This window comes from Paenibacillus sp. FSL H7-0756 (genome assembly GCF_038006765.1).
Classification (GTDB): Bacteria; Bacillota; Bacilli; order Paenibacillales; family Paenibacillaceae; genus Paenibacillus_AQ.
The window spans coordinates 3,646,746-3,662,405 of sequence record NZ_JBBOVT010000001.1 but is presented as its reverse complement, the minus strand read 5'-3'; the positions used below and the strand labels follow the sequence as shown (position 1 = coordinate 3,662,405).

The 15,660-nt window shown below is 55.3% G+C and carries 16 protein-coding genes; 5 read left to right on the top strand and 11 right to left on the bottom strand.

All coding sequences use genetic code 11. From position 1 onward, the window contains the following. Positions 1–18 precede the first annotated feature (18 nt). Entirely contained in the window at positions 19–1,377 is a 1,359-nt protein-coding gene (locus NST04_RS16030; RefSeq protein ID WP_036700806.1) for a PFL family protein, read from the top strand. 196 nt (positions 1,378–1,573) lie between these two features. Here the strand turns inward: NST04_RS16030 and NST04_RS16025 are convergent, their stop codons facing one another. From NST04_RS16025 to NST04_RS16015, 3 genes are all read right to left on the bottom strand, one after another. Then, positions 1,574–2,473, bottom strand: a complete 900-nt coding sequence (locus NST04_RS16025) for a sigma-70 family RNA polymerase sigma factor (RefSeq protein WP_341185261.1) — start codon at positions 2,471–2,473, stop codon at positions 1,574–1,576. 96 nt (positions 2,474–2,569) lie between these two features. Next, the gene (locus tag NST04_RS16020) at positions 2,570–3,016 is read right to left on the bottom strand and encodes a carboxymuconolactone decarboxylase family protein (protein WP_341185043.1); all 447 of its coding nucleotides are present in this window, start codon (positions 3,014–3,016) and stop codon (positions 2,570–2,572) included. Positions 3,017–3,213: 197 nt separating this feature from the next. Next, complete coding sequence (locus NST04_RS16015) at positions 3,214–4,668, bottom strand: MFS transporter (RefSeq protein ID WP_341185042.1); 1,455 nt, start codon at positions 4,666–4,668, stop codon at positions 3,214–3,216. 168 nt (positions 4,669–4,836) lie between these two features. On the opposite strand from NST04_RS16015, the gene NST04_RS16010 reads away from it, so the two are divergent. After that, a complete protein-coding gene (locus tag NST04_RS16010; RefSeq protein WP_341185041.1) occupies positions 4,837–5,280 on the top strand; it encodes a MarR family winged helix-turn-helix transcriptional regulator in 444 nt (147 codons plus the stop codon). A 60-nt stretch (positions 5,281–5,340) separates the two neighbouring features. On the opposite strand, the gene NST04_RS16005 is transcribed toward NST04_RS16010, so the two are convergent. Then, the gene (locus NST04_RS16005) at positions 5,341–6,804 is read right to left on the bottom strand and encodes a response regulator transcription factor (RefSeq protein WP_341185040.1); all 1,464 of its coding nucleotides are present in this window, start codon (positions 6,802–6,804) and stop codon (positions 5,341–5,343) included. A gap of 700 nt (positions 6,805–7,504) precedes the next feature. Between NST04_RS16005 and NST04_RS16000 the strand changes: the two genes are divergently transcribed. Continuing rightward, complete coding sequence (locus NST04_RS16000; protein WP_341185039.1) at positions 7,505–8,131, top strand: GyrI-like domain-containing protein; 627 nt, start codon at positions 7,505–7,507, stop codon at positions 8,129–8,131. A 2-nt stretch (positions 8,132–8,133) separates the two neighbouring features. On the opposite strand, the gene NST04_RS15995 is transcribed toward NST04_RS16000, so the two are convergent. From NST04_RS15995 to NST04_RS15975, 5 genes are all read right to left on the bottom strand, one after another. Further along, positions 8,134–8,799, bottom strand: coding sequence for a hypothetical protein (locus NST04_RS15995; RefSeq protein ID WP_341185038.1), 666 nt, complete (start codon positions 8,797–8,799; stop codon positions 8,134–8,136). Continuing rightward, positions 8,792–9,478, bottom strand: a complete 687-nt coding sequence (locus NST04_RS15990; RefSeq protein ID WP_341185037.1) for a hypothetical protein — start codon at positions 9,476–9,478, stop codon at positions 8,792–8,794. Before NST04_RS15990 ends, NST04_RS15995 begins: the two co-directional genes overlap by 8 nt. 28 nt (positions 9,479–9,506) lie before the next feature. Next, positions 9,507–10,154: a DUF4004 family protein gene (locus tag NST04_RS15985; RefSeq protein WP_341185036.1), complete on the bottom strand. Its 648-nt coding sequence runs from the start codon at positions 10,152–10,154 to the stop codon at positions 9,507–9,509. A gap of 270 nt (positions 10,155–10,424) precedes the next feature. Beyond that, the gene (locus NST04_RS15980) at positions 10,425–11,756 is read right to left on the bottom strand and encodes a vWA domain-containing protein (RefSeq protein ID WP_341185035.1); all 1,332 of its coding nucleotides are present in this window, start codon (positions 11,754–11,756) and stop codon (positions 10,425–10,427) included. A gap of 201 nt (positions 11,757–11,957) precedes the next feature. Beyond that, positions 11,958–12,569, bottom strand: a complete 612-nt coding sequence (locus tag NST04_RS15975) for a 50S ribosomal protein L25 (RefSeq protein ID WP_341185034.1) — start codon at positions 12,567–12,569, stop codon at positions 11,958–11,960. A 359-nt stretch (positions 12,570–12,928) separates the two neighbouring features. Here NST04_RS15975 and NST04_RS15970 point away from each other — a divergent pair, with 359 nt between their 5' ends. Both NST04_RS15970 and NST04_RS15965 read left to right on the top strand, forming a co-directional pair. Continuing rightward, positions 12,929–13,204 carry a GNAT family N-acetyltransferase gene (locus NST04_RS15970; protein ID WP_341185033.1) on the top strand — a complete coding sequence of 92 codons (276 nt, stop codon included), beginning with the start codon at positions 12,929–12,931 and terminating at the stop codon, positions 13,202–13,204. A gap of 12 nt (positions 13,205–13,216) precedes the next feature. Beyond that, entirely contained in the window at positions 13,217–14,074 is an 858-nt protein-coding gene (locus NST04_RS15965) for a GNAT family N-acetyltransferase (RefSeq protein WP_341185032.1), read from the top strand. A 323-nt stretch (positions 14,075–14,397) separates the two neighbouring features. On the opposite strand, the gene NST04_RS15960 is transcribed toward NST04_RS15965, so the two are convergent. Together NST04_RS15960 and NST04_RS15955 are read right to left on the bottom strand one after the other, a co-directional pair. Then, positions 14,398–15,231, bottom strand: coding sequence for a hypothetical protein (locus NST04_RS15960; protein WP_341185031.1), 834 nt, complete (start codon positions 15,229–15,231; stop codon positions 14,398–14,400). Further along, positions 15,180–15,632, bottom strand: coding sequence for a flavodoxin (locus NST04_RS15955; RefSeq protein WP_341185030.1), 453 nt, complete (start codon positions 15,630–15,632; stop codon positions 15,180–15,182). The genes NST04_RS15960 and NST04_RS15955 overlap by 52 nt, the downstream gene beginning before the upstream one ends. Positions 15,633–15,660: the final 28 nt, after the last annotated feature.

Below are 15,660 nucleotides of genomic sequence, written 5' to 3'. Positions count from 1 at the left end.
GGAGAGGAGTGAGCACTAGTGATCTCGATTGTAGAAGTTCAGGAGACGAATAAAATGATCCGGGAAATGAACCTGGATGTCCGCACCATTACGATGGGTATCAGCCTGATGGACTGCGCCCATACCGACATGAAGGTGTTCAACCAGAAGGTGTACGACAAAATTACCCGCTCCGCTGAGAAGCTCGTGAAGACCGGGGAGGATCTGGAGCGCCAATTCGGAGTACCGATTGTCAACAAACGGATCTCTGTAACGCCGATTTCGATTGCTGCCGGCGCTGTACATACCGATACCTACGTGCCTGTCGCCCAGATTCTGGACAAGGCCGCCAAGGAGGTAGGCGTCAACTTCATCGGCGGGTATTCCGCGCTGGTGCAGAAGGGCTGCACCAAGGGCGACCGGATTCTGATTGACAGTATCCCGGAAGCGCTGGCGGTAACCGAGAGAGTCTGCTCCTCCGTCAACGTCGGCTCCTCGCGAAGCGGCATCAATATGGACGCCGTGAAGCTGATGGGCGACATCATTCTCCAGACGGCTGAGCGCACGAAGGACCGCGATTCCATCGGCTGTGCCAAGCTGGTCGTATTCTGTAATGCGGTCGAGGATAACCCGTTCATGGCCGGCGCCTTCCACGGGGTGGGCGAACGGGAGTGTGTGATTAACGTGGGCGTAAGCGGCCCGGGTGTGATCAAGCGGGCGCTGGAAGAGGTGAAGGGACAGGACTTCGAGACCCTGTGCGAGACGATCAAGCGCACAGCCTTCAAGGTCACCCGTGTCGGCCAGCTGGTCGCCCAGGAAGCCTCCAAGCGCCTGAACGTGCCCTTTGGCATCATCGACCTGTCGCTGGCCCCTACGCCCGAGATCGGCGATTCTATCGCAGAGATTTTCCAAGTCATGGGCTTGGAGGAAGCCGGTGCTCCCGGCACCACTGCTGCACTGGCCATCCTTAATGATAATGTCAAAAAAGGCGGAGTCATGGCCTCCTCCTATGTCGGCGGCTTAAGCGGCGCCTTCATCCCGGTTAGTGAAGACCATGGCATGATCCAGGCGGTCCAGCGCGGGGCGCTGACTCTGGAGAAGCTCGAAGCCATGACTTGTGTCTGCTCGGTAGGCCTTGACATGATTGCCATTCCCGGCAGCACCAGCAAGGAGACCCTCGCAGGCATCATTGCCGATGAAGCCGCCATCGGTATGGTCAACAACAAGACCACAGCGGTCCGCGTCATTCCGGTCATCGGCAAGGACGTCGGTGAGATGGTCGAATTCGGCGGCTTGCTCGGATACGCTCCAGTCATGGCCGTCAATCCGTTCAGTTGTGCGGGCTTCGTCAACCGCGGCGGACGGATTCCCGCGCCAATCCATAGCTTCAAGAACTAAGTGGGCGTGCAGGCTTAATTGCATTCTGTACATCTAAACCTTCTGATTTACTATCCCTGAATTTCGCTGGGAGCTGAAGACTTACATCGCGGATGATGTGATTTGTATTATTCTTCATATCACCCCTAACAACTAATAAGACACGTTGCCTTCCCGCTTAGGGAGAGTAACGTGTCTTATTAGTTGTTGCAGGACATCAGTGCTGCTGCGGCGGCTCAGGAGGTACGGTAATATGGGACAGCTTCGCAGGGTCCATCAGAAGATACAGATTCTGAATCCGTTCCCCGCTGGAATCCGTGCTCAGGCAGAGCACGCACTTCACGACTCCCTGATCGGTGAAGATCAGACCCGGTTCGCCGTTCAGCAGCCCGAAGGAATGCCTCCACTCCCGCAAATAGTGCATAACCCGCTTCGAGGTCAGCAGTGCAGTAACTCCCCGGCGGCCGGTCATCGGCCGGAGAATCGTATGCACTTCGCGGCCCCCGCCGTCGGCAACCAGGACCGGATGCTCGCCCAGCAGCTCCAGCATACCGCTCACATCATAAGAGGTGAACGCGGCAGTGAAGCGCACCAGCAGATTCTCGGTGACGGCTCCATATCGGAGCGAGGGTAACCGGGAAGCCGGCTCTGCCATCAGGATACGCTTGGCCCGGCTGAAGATCTGACGGCAGTTGCTGCCCGATTTGCCTACCATTCCGGCAATGGCTTCATAGTCGTATTCGAAGGCTTCCCGCAGTACGAATACCGCACGCTCCGTGGGAGACAGACGCTCCAGCAGCACCAGAAAAGCATACGACAGATTATCCTTGCGTTCTGCCACCGCTTCCGGGCCATCGTATCCCTCGCTTACCGGCTCAGGCAGCCACTCCCCGATATATGTCTCTCTGCGGCTGCGTGCCGAGTTCAGCATATTGAGGCAGCGGTTGGTCATGCCTTTGGCGACATAAGCTTTGATATTCTGAATGCTGCTCCGGTCCCGGTGCTGCAGCTCGGCGAACAGATCCTGCACCGCATCCTCCGCATCGGCAACCACGCCTAGCATCCGGTACGCAATGGAAAAGGCATAGCTTTTATAATTCTGGTACAGCTCCTCCATACCCGGATTCTCAGCTGCAGGTGTCTCGGCCTGTGCCGTTATTTTACCCCTGTCCACTTCACGCAGCTCTCCTTCCTTACATTCCTGTCCTTATCCTTAGCTGAAGCAGCCCGGGAACATCCCGGTCGTAATGGCAATCCGGTTCCAGCTGTTGATCGTATTGACCGCCATAATCCAGTCTACCAGTTCCTCTTCGCTAAAATGCGTAAGCATCTTATTGTACAGCTCCAGCGGAACGCCCGCTTCGCTGATCAGCGTGACCTGCTCGGCAAATTCCAGCAGCACACGTTCCTTCGCACTGAACAACGGCGCTTCGCGCCACACACTCAGCAGCAGAATATGATCGGCATAGTCGCCCAGCTTCATCAGATCCTTGCCATGCATATCCAGACAGAACGCACAGCCGTTGATCTGGGAGACCCGTATTTTAACCAGTTCATACAGCACTTTATCCTTGCTGCGGCTTCCTGCATGCTGCTCCAGCGCCATCATTGCCCGGAACGCCGGGCTGTTAACCTCACGATAATTCATTCGTAGACTCAAGTTAAGTCGCCTCCATTATGGTTGTATTGCTCTACATAACTGTAGACAAGATGGAGCCGGATGTTGTGACATAACATCCCTACAAAGTGAAGCTTTAGCTCGATGATGAATCAGGTACTTTGCGGGGACCCCAAAACTCTGATTTTTTCAAAAAAAGCAGAACAGCGAAATTCCGCAGCCCTGCTCTTGTGTACACTCTATATGCTCAGGCTCTTAGCCCTTCTCGAAGAGAATAGCCGCCAGCCGGTAAGCAGCGCCGATAACAGGCAGATCCCGGACGAAGTCAGGAAGACTACATGCATCCCCGAGAGGAACAGCTCCGGACGTCCTTCCACCAGCCCGGTTACCCGGTAGCCGGCCTTGCTGCTCATTACATTGAACAGGATCGAAGTCGCTACGGTAATGCCGACGACCATCCCCACATTACGGACCAGCGAATTCACGCTGCCTGCCGAGCCTAGCTGTGTTCGCGGCACCGTGGACATAATCAGCGAATTGTTCGGTGAGCCGAACATCCCGCTGCCGATACCGAGCATGGCGATCCAGACGCCGACCAGCATCACCGGACTGCCTTCATGCAGCCGGGCCAGCCCGAACTGGGCAATCACCATCACGATCAGCCCTGCAAAGGTGAGCAGCTCCGAACCGATCTTGTCAGACAACGCCCCGCTGAGCGGAGCGACAATCACCATACAGATCGGGTAGAGCATGAGCAGAAAGCCTGCGTCAAAGGGGGACATGTTCAGCATATTCTGCGCATAGAACGGTGCGATAATATTGAAGCAGAAGTTCGATACGAACACCAGAAAGGCGCAGAATATACTCAGTGAGAACAAGGGATTCTTGAACAGGCCCAGTTGAAGCAACGGCCCGGCGCTGCGCAGCTCCACGATCAGGAAGACGATGAAGGTAATAAACGCAGCAGTGAGGGCGGCAAGAATCCGCGTATCCCCGTAACCAAGCTGCTGGCCGAGCAGAAGTCCGGCGAACAGAGAAACAATGAAGACAGCAAACAGCAGGCTGCCGGGGACATCAATCGCTGACTTGATGCGTACCAGATCTTTCGGGAGCACCTTCCAGCCCAGCGCAATCGCCAGCATTCCAATCGGCACATTCACCCAGAAAATATATTCCCAGCCCATCGACGATACGATAATTCCGCCGAGACTGGGCCCCGCTATACTGCCGAGGGACACGAAGGTTCCGATCAAGCCAAGAGCCTTGCCGCGTTCCGTTGACGGGAAAATATCCGTAACAATACCCTGGCTGTTCGCCATGGTCATCGAAGCACCGACCGCCTGCACGACACGCGAAGCGATGAGCAGCGGCAGGCTGTGGCTTAATCCGCAGAGCAGAGAGCCGATAGTGAAGACGACCATGCCCAGCTTGAACATCTTGATTTTGCCGGCAATGTCACCCAGCTTCCCGAAGAACAGAATCACTGAACAGATTGCCATCAGATATCCGGTTGTCACCCACTCTACCTGGGCTACCGGCAGCCCCAGCTCCTTCACCAGCACCGGCAGCGCAATATTCACAATACTTCCATCCAGTGTAGACATAAAAGTAAACAAATTAAGAACGATCAGAATCAGCCAGCGCTTCTTCTGTATCCCGGCATCCTCCTGATAGGTCGCCTCTAAGCTGCTCATCCGCTAACACCCTCTTGTATCCAATGTAATCTAGTTGCATGCGCAACAAACTAATCCTTCACAGTGTACTGCAAATTAGTTGCGTGCGCAACAAAATTACGGTAAGATCTGAGGCAGACGGCATTCCTAAGGCAGGCTGCCGTTATAATCCTCAGCGAGGTGTCCATTGTGACTTCAAATAGAGAACCCATCGGGAAGCTGATCTCCCATCTTCACCGTCAGAACCAAAAAATACTGGCCAAGGAGCTGCTTCCCTACGGCATCGGCAGCGGCGGCCAGCATAGCTTTTTAAAGCTGGTGCTGAGTCATCCGGGGATCACCCAGGATCAGATGACCAGCCGGATTAAATGTGACAAAGCGACAACCACCCGCTCCGTCAAGCTGTTGGAGGCTTCGGGATACATCGAACGCCGGACGGACCCGAACGACCGCCGCTCCTTCCTGCTGTATCCAACTCCCCAAGCGCTCGACTTCGCCCCTGTCTTCCAGACGCTGCTGGACGATTTCAACCGCGAGCTGTCCATGGATCTCACCGGGAGTGAGCTGGATACGCTGATAGATCTGCTCCACAAGGTCACCCGCAACTCAGACCGGCTGAACGGGCAGGGTTGAGTGCATCGAATGGGGATACCCGATGGCCTCGTATGACAGGTGACGGCACCCTATAAATCATTAAGTGGTCGACAACATCCAACTGTCCTTGCTGTCCCCGGGTTCAGCTGCGAAGCGTGCATCTTGCAGCCAGCCCTCTGCGCGGTATTCACTCGGCAGCTTGCCGACATGCTCCCGGAACAGCTTGCTGAAATAACGCTCATCCCCGAAGCCGGACCGGCAGGCAATTTCACACACCGGGACAGGGGTCTCCAGCAGCAGCGCTTTCGCCAGCTCCAGGCGCATGCGCCGCAGGCACTCCCCGAACGTCTCACCCGCAAAGCGGGCGAAGCACCGGCTGAAATAGCCGCGGCTCATATGGATAGCTGCGGCAACATCGCCCTGATTGATTTTATCGCCGGCATGGCTCCTCATATAACGCACAGCGGTGATCAGGCAGAGCATCACCTCTTGGCTCAGCCCCAGCTCAATCATCCGGCGCTGGACATGCCCCGTGAACTGATGCAGCCAGACCAGCCAATGCCGCCAGTGCCGGTTGCACTCTGCCGCCAGCGCGAGCTGCTGCGCTTCCTCCGCCGTAAGCAGCAGGCCGCTCCAGTTCCGCAGCAGCTCCCGGCCAAAATCCCCCACCGCCTCAGGGTCCGGCTGCTGCATCGCAACCCCGCTGTGGAACAGGTCCCAATCTCTGCGCTCCAGCGTCCAGCGGAGATTCTGCGCCTGCAGCAGCGCGGAAGGGACACCCGCCTCCGGCCGTTGCCGCACGGCCAGCGCCTGCAGTTCACCATAGTGCAGACTCGGGACCGCCTGGCCGCCCGCAGCATAGAACAGCGCCTGCCGGGCCGACTGTTCCAGCACCGCAGCGATTGTCTTCAGCGGCTGACCACGCACCCCCTCCAGCAGCGCCGCTGTCCAGCTTGTCCCAAGCACTGCTCCCAGCTCTCCTGCGATCCGCGCTGCATCCACAGGATACGGCAGCGGAGACAACCACATCCCCCGCACAGCAAGTAGTGTGGAATTTCTCACCAGAGACAGCGCATACAGCTGCTCTTCCTTCAGTTCCGGCGTAAGCGGCACAAAGAGCAGCGCCTTGTCCTCAGCGATCACCCTCTGCTCTGCCTTTGCAGCAGTGCTTTTGTTCCCGTCTTCCCACCTGATCCGCTCCACCAGTCTGCGGATGATCACATCGGCATTCTCCGGCTCCAGCAGCGTCTTGACAATGTAATCTACCGCTCCCAGCCGCAGCGCCTCCTGCACCTCATCGAATTCATGATGGCAGGTCAGCACTACGCAGCGGACCGCGGGATACCGCAGCCTCACTTCCCGGATCAGCTCGAACCCGGTCATCCCCGGCATTGACAGATCCACGAACAGCAGATCCGTCTCCTGCTCGCGCAGCAGCTCCAGTGCCGCCTGCCCGTCTCTGGCCTCTCCGGTAATCACCACCCCGAAGGACGGCCAATCCAGCAGTGAGATGAAACCTTTGCGCACCAGACGCTCATCATCTACGACAACAGCCTTAATCATCGAAATCCTCCTTGCTTTTGATAGGAATAATGATTGATACTGGATTCCGCCTTTCTCACTGCTCTACGTGGAAGCGTTTCAATATATAGATACAATACCATATTTTGTTTATTCTGAAAATAAAAAGGCCGCACTTAAGGCTTGAACCCGATGCTGGGCCGTCCCTGCGGTGAACATTTGGACTTCCGGCCGCTGTTGTCCCCGGATCACATGATTTATACAACATAAAAAGAGCTGCTCACAGGCAGAATATCCGCCGTATAAACAACTCCACTTCTGCTATTAGATACTAGTAGTGCATCGGATTTAAAATGGTGGAGCAGACGCAATTCCCCTTCGAATTACATCTTTTTTTCAAGCGGGCCTTGTTCATCAGGGGCGTTTAGTTTAGCGTAACGGACTGTGGTACTCTTCTTTGGGAAGAAAGTCGCCAATTGGGCGAGTTACGGACTCCACAACCCTTATCCTTTGCACTTCGGCTCCGAAACGTCTCATAAAGAGACTGTAAGGTCGCCTGAGTCCGTTACGCTGCAAAAAGTGGCGTTTTCACGGGGATAAGATCTCCCCGGTCCCTTAGATTTTGGGTGGATAGGGTTTAACAAGCTTATCCATCCATCGCCAGAATCCAACCTGACATATACCTGTCCAGTTCGCATGATATGCTGAATGCAGCACAATCCTATGAACTGAGGTGACCCAAATGAAATTTGAATGGAGAAAACAAGACAAGGCCCTATATCTGCCCCCCGCCGAACCCGGGCTGATTCAGGTACCCGCCTTCCCTTATTTCACCCTGCGGGGTGAAGGTAATCCGAACGATAGCGCATTCGCAGAAGCGGTCGCTGTGCTGTATTCCTTGTCCTATGCAGTCAAGATGCTGCCGAGAAAAGGCTCCGCACCCGAAAACTACTACGACTACACCGTCTTCCCGCTGGAAGGGGTATGGGATCTCAGCGAAGCCGGACGCCGCTTAGCCGTTCTTGATAAGAACGAGCTGGTATACACCTTAATGATCCGCCAGCCGGATTTTCTGACCCCTCTGCTTGCCGCAGAAGTGCTGGAGCAGGTCAAGCGCAGCAAGCCGCACCCGCTGCTGGACAAGGCTGTCTTCGCCCGCTGCGAAGACGGCCTCAGCGTACAAATGCTGCATATCGGCCCCTATGATGATGAGCCGCACAGCTTTGCAAGAATGGAGCAGTTTTGCATCGCTCAAGGACTGCTGCGGGAGTCTCTCCTGCACCGCGAAATCTATATCTCGGATGCCCGGCGTGCCCGCCCGGAGAAGCTGCGGACCGTGCTGCGGTTCAAGGCCGCCCGGCAGGATTAACGCTACATTTTCACTGTGTGCCGTACGATTGAGCTCTTATGAACCTCCAGCAGCTCCCGGTACTCCACCGTATCAATCTCACAGCCGGGCCCGATCACAACGCTTCCGCCCCGCACGGTCTGCGCCTGCGTATGCTGAAGCTCAATCTGATCCCCTTCGATCAGGCGGGCCGTGAAGCTCATCTTCTTCCCTGGTCTGAGCAACGCGCCGGAACGGCTGCGCTTGATCGAGATCCCTCCGCCGCCGACCGTATCCGCTCTACAAGGGCCGAATAAGGTCAGGTCGAGCTTCTCCGCATTCAACAGGCCGCTGACCTCCAGGATTCCGGTAAGCTGCACCTGCTCTGCTTCACAATCGCCCGTAACTATAATCCCGCCGGTCAGCCTGATATCCTCAATCCGCAGCCCGCCGCCTGCCTTAAGCTCTCCTTGTCCGCGCAGGCTGGCTGAGTCTACCCGTCCCTTGACCTCACACTCACCGGTGATTCTGATATCCTGCGCCCGAAGATTCCCCTTGATGGCAACCTCTCCGGTCTGCGCCAGCTTATAGCAATCTACATCCCCGCCAAAGGTACACTCTCCCGTCACCTTCACATCCTTAAAAACTCCGCCGACAGAGCTCGACGTCCCGAGTATCTTCAGGTCATGACGTTCTACCGCTTCATTCACCGATCTTCTCCTCCTTTCCCACCTGGGCACCGGGATGTACAGTCAGTCCCGCTCTATACTCCACCCGGCCAATCGAGCAGCCCTGCCCGATAATGACCGTACCGCCTCTAACTACATCTGCATTCGTGTATTCCAGATCTAGCGTATCGCCCTCGATGAGCTTGGCCCGCAGCCCGATTTTGAGCTTGGGAATCATCCCGCCTAGCAGTTTGCCCCAAGCAGCGTTGCCTTTTTTACGGATCACCAGGCTCTCTACGCCAATCTCCCCTGCTTCCGAGTGACCCTGTAGCCCGAACTCAATCCGGCCCGCACTAAGCAGGCCACCCACTGTGAATACCCCTTCACCGGTCAGCTCCTCCAGCTCACAATCGCCCTTCAGCTTCAGCATCCCGTCCATTACACAGCGCTCTCCCCGCAGACTGCCTTCACCGTTCACTACTCCATTCAGCTTCATTTCACCAACCTGCAGATTGCCCTTCAGATTGAGAGTTCCGTTCATCTCCAGCTCATCGGCTGTGAGGTCGCCCTTCTGCTTCATCACGCCGTCGCAACTATAGGTATGTGCGTGGAGCGCTCCGTTAATTTTACTGACGCCGTTGATATTCACGCTGTGATATCTGCCTCCGGCAGCCGTATTGACCCCATCCATCACCAGATCCGGCAGTTCATTCTTCTCCATGGTTCAGCCTCCTGTGGTGTACTGTTCCTTACTCTTGACTGTTGCCTTCACTTAAGCGCCCATTCAGATGTTCCGCCAGATCGGCAGAGCGAAGCCTGCTCACCAGCCGTACCCCCTCATCGAAGGCCAGCCCCGCATCCGGCAGCGCCATAATGAAGAAGCTAACCCCCATTTTCCGCACAAAAAACAGCTCCCACCCCTTCTCCCCATACCCCGGCGCATGACTCTCCAGCGTCTGATAGAGCCGGTCTGCTTCCTCCCAGCTGAGCTCCCCCTTGCTGAGCAGCCAATCGGCCGCAAATACATTCAGAATCTGCTCGAAGGTCAGCGGTAGATCCTCAGCCTCCGGTTTTCCGAACCGCTCCAGACTGCTTACCGAAACAATGTTACGTTCTTTTAACTGGGATAAGGTTAACCTTATTCTGTACGGGGATGCCGGCTCTGACAGCTTATCTGCCAATTCATCCAGAGAGAGATCATCCTTCTTCTGTAAAATATGCTGCACCCGCCCCAAAATCCGCTCCCGCGGAAAAAAGGTCTCCTGTCCCGTGAAGGTAGATTTGCGGATGAACCACTCTTCAGGAATCAGCTGCTTCCGCTTCCAGCGGTATAACTGCCCGTAAGAGATTCCTGTCTCATCGAGCAGCTCCTTTTTGGAGATTAAATCCTCTTCCATATCACCACTCCTCGCACTCATCGTAACATAACACTGTTACGTTGTAAACTGACAAGCATCCTGAAACTCCCCCTCCTGTTCAACAGCGGCTTCTCCTCTCCACTCATGCACAAGTGGAAACGGCATAGCCGTCCTTTTAAAGGACGGTACCGTTTCAGCAAGAAATAGAAGGATAAGTTATCGTGTGAAACCTATAACTTCTTATATTTTCAAAAAACAGAGCAGATTCCAGCCCTTCCCCGGCTTCGGATCTGCCCTCTATACTCCATTCTATGAACGCACAACGCCCTTCTGCCGGGCTTCACGCAGCCATTTCGGGTACTCGTTAAACAGCCGGTCATACAGGTCCTCATCGCTAACCTCGTCCAGATCATCCAGCGCGAAGAAGTCGGCATTATCCACATAACGGCCCTGCAGATCGTCCAGCTCACGGAGTACGCCATAATCCGCATTCCCCAGCCCTACAAATTGCCAGAAGATATTATGCTTTGAGCTCTGGATCAGCAGCTTCGATATTTTGGGCGTCTCATAGATGCCCCCGTCGCTGAAGAACACCACATAGACCGGCAGATCGCCCGGCTCCTCCTTCGTATACTTCTTGATCAGATCCGCCATAACCACCGGCTCGTTGTTCCCGATGCCCAGTCCCCCGAACATCTTCGGTCCCGGATAGGTCCGCTTCACATAATCCTCATAGCCGTGTTCATTCACGCTTGGCATTCTTTTGCTCTTAGTGGCGAAGAACCAGACATCCAGCATCCCGTCATCATCCATCTTAGCCGCCACAGCCAGCACCCGTTCAAAAGCCCGCTGCACGACTCCCTTCGCATATAATTGCGCCATAGAGCCAGAGGCATCGAACACCACGGCCACCCTTGCCTTCTCCTGTTCGAGATTCTTCTTGCGCAGTGAAATTCCTACCTGCTGCTTCAGAAGGTCAATCTTCGTCAAATTCAGTGCCGGCCGGGGAGCCTCCTCCTGGACTGTATCCCTAGGCGGTCCGCTGTAGGTAGCCGCTGCTTCGGTATGGCCTGACACCGATTGAGCCTGTGCTCCGCTGCCGTTCTCCGGCGCTTCGTCTTCCACCTCGACCCCATGCGCTTCCGCCAGCGGCTTCAGTCCGCCATGGAAGCCCCGTCCGACCGCGCGCAGCTTGAAGCCCCCGCCATGGCGGTACAGCTCTGCCAGCACGAGCGAGGTCTCGGCGTTGCCTTCCACAATCTCATACACCAGCTCCGTATCCTTCCCTGCCGCGCTGATTCTGCAGCCTCTGACATCGGCGAAGGTTCCGGGGCCGTCCAGCGTAGCCGCGAAGACACACTTATCGATGCCCGAGGCGCTAAGCGCACGCAAATCTATAGCGAACTCCCCGCTGTATTTATCAATAGAATTGAATACGACCGTGTGCTTGGGGTCAGCCGGCTGATTATAAAAGATAAAGAAATCATCGGATGGTACCTTCCCGTTCTCGCCCACCATGAAGCAGCTGATATCCAGAATAGCCGGAGAACTGCTGCAGGATATCTTCACGGTTGCCTGGGTGGAAGCCTCGTCCAGCTTCGCATTGGAGCCGCTTACCAGCTTAATTATATTAGGATTCATGAATGCACTCTCCTACTCTCTCATATGTAAGTCCACGATGTTCGGGATTCCCGCTTCTGCAAAAAGGAGCAGACCATTCCCTGCTAAGGATATGTCTGCTCCTGGGTGATCAAAGACTATGACTCTCCATACAGCCGTTATCTCAGGCTATCTGCGGAGTGCTCTGCTTATAACGATTCGATGGCTGCAGCCAGAAAAGTCTTATTCTTCAGACTTCTCAGCTTCGGCTGCTTCCTCGGCTGGTGCGGCAGCAGCTTCATCAGCCGGCTCTTCCATCACGAGCGGAGGCGAGATCCGTACAATCAGCGTATCTTCAGGGGTAAGAATCTCCCAGCCTTCATGCTTCGGCAGGTCGGATACCAGCAATTGATCACCGATCTCCAGGCCGCTGATATCTACATCAAAGGTAGCTTCCAGCTTATCCGGCAGAGTGCGGATGTCCAGCTCGTACAGCTCAATCTGCTGCACGCCGCCGCTCTTGACGCCGGCAGGGTCGCCGGTGAAGTTGAAGGCCACCTTGGTATCCAGTTCCGCCTTCATATCAATCTGCTGCAAATCTACATGAAGCAATGTACGGGATAACGGCTGGCGCTGCACTTCCTGAATAACCGCATTCTTCGAGCCGGAGCCCGGGAATTCCACCTTCAGGATGGCACGCGGGTTTTTGCCGAGAATATCATTAAGGGTTTTGGCATCTGCTGAGAAGGACTGGGTATCTGAACCTGCACCGTATACTACAACCGGTACAAAACCTTTACTGCGCTGGGAAGAATTCGATCCGGATCTTTCAGTCAAGCGTACTGTGGTATTCATGATATTTCCTCCTAATAGTTTTTTGAGCGATACGCCCTTCGTTCGTAAAGCCGGGTAAGACGCCCGGGGCGGCGTACGCCAAGTAGTGTCAGCATAGCTGCATTAAAAAACAAGACCAATTAGCTCTTATGTCTAATCAGTCTCTTATTAACCATATTTGCCTGCTATGGAATCAGTATAGCACCGGGAAATAAACAAGTCAAAATAGGGTAATTTTCAAGCGAGATCCATATTTATAAATAATTACGCTAAATAACCTGCTGTAAACGAACTCCGGTACCTCTCTTCCCCTTTCTCGCTTTTTGCCGCACAGGGTAGTAAAATAAAGGCACTATACCGGAATGGAGTGAGGTTATAAGATGGATAAAATCGCAAAGGGAAAAGGACGTTTCTATATCGCTGGTGACGGAAAAGACCTGGCCGAGATTACATACAGAACCGAAGAGAACACAGGGAATCTGGTGATTGACCATACCTTTGTTTCCGAAGATCTGCGCGGCCAGGGCGCGGGAGAGAAGCTTGTTCGGGCGGTCGTTGACCTGGCCCGTGAGCAGAGTGTCAAGATTGTACCGGTGTGCCCGTATGCGGCCCATCAATTCGAGAAGCACACGGAATACAAGGATGTGCTCAAATAGGAGGAAGATCGTTTGACGAATACAGATACACTGAAACAGATTGAAGAGCTGCAGCAGCGCTGCGAGCAATATGAAGGAATCTCGCTGAAGCTGAACTGGGACATGCTGCGTCATCCGGGAGAAGCCGGCGGTGCGGAGTGGGTGTTATCCTACGAAGGGGAGCTGCTGACCGGATTCATCGGCTTGTACGGCATCGGCGGTGATATGGAGGTATGCGGCATGGTCCGGCCGGGCTACCGCCGCCGGGGGATCTTCAGCTCCCTCTGGGAGCAGGCTCAGGCCGTCATCCGCCGGGGGAAGACGAAGTCACTGCTGCTGAACACCCCTGCAGCTTCGGCTTCAGGGAATGCCTATCTGAAGACCTTGCCGGTTGCCTTCAGCCATTCTGAGTTTCAGATGAAATGGGATGGCGCAGGGAGCAAGGTTAGAGCCTCAGAGGCCAGCTCAGCCTCCGGCAATGTGCTGCTCCGGCCTGCACGCCCTGAGGAGACGCCTCTGCTCATCGCCTTCGACTGCGACGGGTTCCAGATGACCGAAGAGGACGCCGCTGAAATGTATGAGCTGCACGAACAGGAAGGCTCACAGGAGCATATCATCATTGAGCTAAGCGGCCAGCCCGCCGGGAAAATGCGCCTGTGGTCGGAGAACAACGAAACCTGGATCTACGGATTTACGGTGGACAAGAAGCTGCGCGGTCTCGGCATCGGCCGGAGTGCCCTCCAGCAGACTATCGAGCGGGAGCAGCGGAATTATAACGGAGTAAATCTGGAGGTGGCGCTGGATAACCCGAATGCGCTGAAGCTCTATGAGAGCTGCGGATTCGTCGTGCTTAACCAGCAGGATTATTACACCTATCCTTTGAACAGCTAGCCTGGACGAGTATTTTAAGAGGCACCATTGGGGCCAAGCGGCTGCGTGTAGGCTGAATGTATGCTGTTTTTCACATACATTCGGCCCACACACCTGCGCACCAACATAATGTATACTGTTTTTCACATACATTCGGCCCAGACGTCCGCGCACCAGCGCAATGTATGCTGTTTTTCGCATACATTCGGCCCATACGCCTGCGCACCAGCACAATGTATGCTGTTTTTCACATACAATTTCTAAACAATCAAAAAGCATCCCCTCATGGTCAAATGACTCTGAAGGAGATGCTTTCTTTATCTTGTCACACTCTTCGTCTGCTTTTACATCAGTCCGTAGCCCCGCACCTGGGCTTCATCACGGTCACTGCGGCGGTTGCTGCATTTCACGCATCCTGCTGCCTGCTCTTCCCGCTCCAGGAAGACAGACAGCAGGCGCACATAATCCAGCGACTCCTGCAGCGGCATGTCTGCCCCATCGAACAGCTGCCTGCGGCCATCCAGCAGCGAGTAGATGGCGATCGTCTCCGCCGGCTTCCCGTAAGCCTTATGGCAGAACAGATTCGCCATATGCAGAAATCCGGTAATGACCTGCTGATCGGCGTGTACCATGAATTTCTGGATATTCAGACTGCGCTCCGTAAGCTCCGAATTCCAGGCCAGCTGAAAAATCACCGCCAGCTCAATCTCAAGCTCCCGGACAGGAACATGCCACTGCTCGAAGCGCATCACCGGAATCTCCCGGGCGAAACTGCCCGCGACAATCCGCATCAGCTCATCGGCCACCGCCTGCTTCACATCCCAGTAATGCATCAGCGAAGGAAAAGCGTTGCCCTTCGGCGGCCAGCGGCGCTCCAGCAGAAACTGGACCGGCGTCTCCCGGCGCACCTCGGGCCGGAGACCGTAGAAGTCATTAAGCGTATGTCCGACTGCATATTGAACCTGCTGTCTCCAGCGGGGAAGTCCGGTAGCGGGAGCTCCGCTGCCGTCCGCCTCGGCCCCGCCCAGCATGATGTGCTCCATGCGGTAATCATTCAGGCGTCTATACCGGCCTGCTTCCGCATCCGGCTTCGTTCCTGTGAAGTCTCCTGCCGCTGCGCCCATCCTTAAGAGACCGCCGCGCAGGTCTCGATGAACTGGCGTCCGTAGGTGCGGCATGCCTCTTTCTCCGCTGCATTCGGACCGTATTCAATCTTCAGGCTGGGCTGCACAATCTCGGCCCCGCGCTCCTTCAGCTTCTCTTCAATCTGATCCACCGCACCGCAGTAGATCTCATACCCGGTGTCTCCGCTTCCGAAGGCCGCCGCCTTACAGGCGCTGAGATCCAGCTCATCCAGCTCTTCATAGAAATCCAGGAATTCATCCGGCAGTTCGCCGTCTCCCCAGGTGTACGCACCCAGCAGTACAGCCTCATAAGCTTTTATCTCATCCGCATTGCAGTCGGTGACCGGTTTCAGAACCGCCTCTCCGCCTGCCGCGCGTATTCCTTCCACGATCAGTTCAGCGATTTCCTCCGTATTGCCAGTCAAGCTGGCATATGCCACTAGCACTTTAGCCATGACTTTAATCCTCCCAGGGTACAAATGT

What these genes read in the sequence shown, in the direction of transcription:
- NST04_RS16025 (WP_341185261.1), bottom strand. Translation starts at nt 2,473, where the DNA reads ATGGAGGAGCTGTACCAGAATTATAAAAGCTATGCCTTTTCCATTGCG.
- NST04_RS16015 (WP_341185042.1), bottom strand. Translation starts at nt 4,668, where the DNA reads ATGAGCAGCTTAGAGGCGACCTATCAGGAGGATGCCGGGATACAGAAG.
- NST04_RS16005 (WP_341185040.1), bottom strand. Translation starts at nt 6,804, where the DNA reads ATGATTAAGGCTGTTGTCGTAGATGATGAGCGTCTGGTGCGCAAAGGT.
- NST04_RS16000 (WP_341185039.1), top strand. Translation starts at nt 7,505, where the DNA reads ATGAAATTTGAATGGAGAAAACAAGACAAGGCCCTATATCTGCCCCCC.
- NST04_RS15990 (WP_341185037.1), bottom strand. Translation starts at nt 9,478, where the DNA reads ATGGAGAAGAATGAACTGCCGGATCTGGTGATGGATGGGGTCAATACG.
- NST04_RS15985 (WP_341185036.1), bottom strand. Translation starts at nt 10,154, where the DNA reads ATGGAAGAGGATTTAATCTCCAAAAAGGAGCTGCTCGATGAGACAGGA.
- NST04_RS15980 (WP_341185035.1), bottom strand. Translation starts at nt 11,756, where the DNA reads ATGAATCCTAATATAATTAAGCTGGTAAGCGGCTCCAATGCGAAGCTG.
- NST04_RS15975 (WP_341185034.1), bottom strand. Translation starts at nt 12,569, where the DNA reads ATGAATACCACAGTACGCTTGACTGAAAGATCCGGATCGAATTCTTCC.
- NST04_RS15970 (WP_341185033.1), top strand. Translation starts at nt 12,929, where the DNA reads ATGGATAAAATCGCAAAGGGAAAAGGACGTTTCTATATCGCTGGTGAC.
- NST04_RS15960 (WP_341185031.1), bottom strand. Translation starts at nt 15,231, where the DNA reads ATGCCGCACCTACGGACGCCAGTTCATCGAGACCTGCGCGGCGGTCTC.
- NST04_RS15955 (WP_341185030.1), bottom strand. Translation starts at nt 15,632, where the DNA reads ATGGCTAAAGTGCTAGTGGCATATGCCAGCTTGACTGGCAATACGGAG.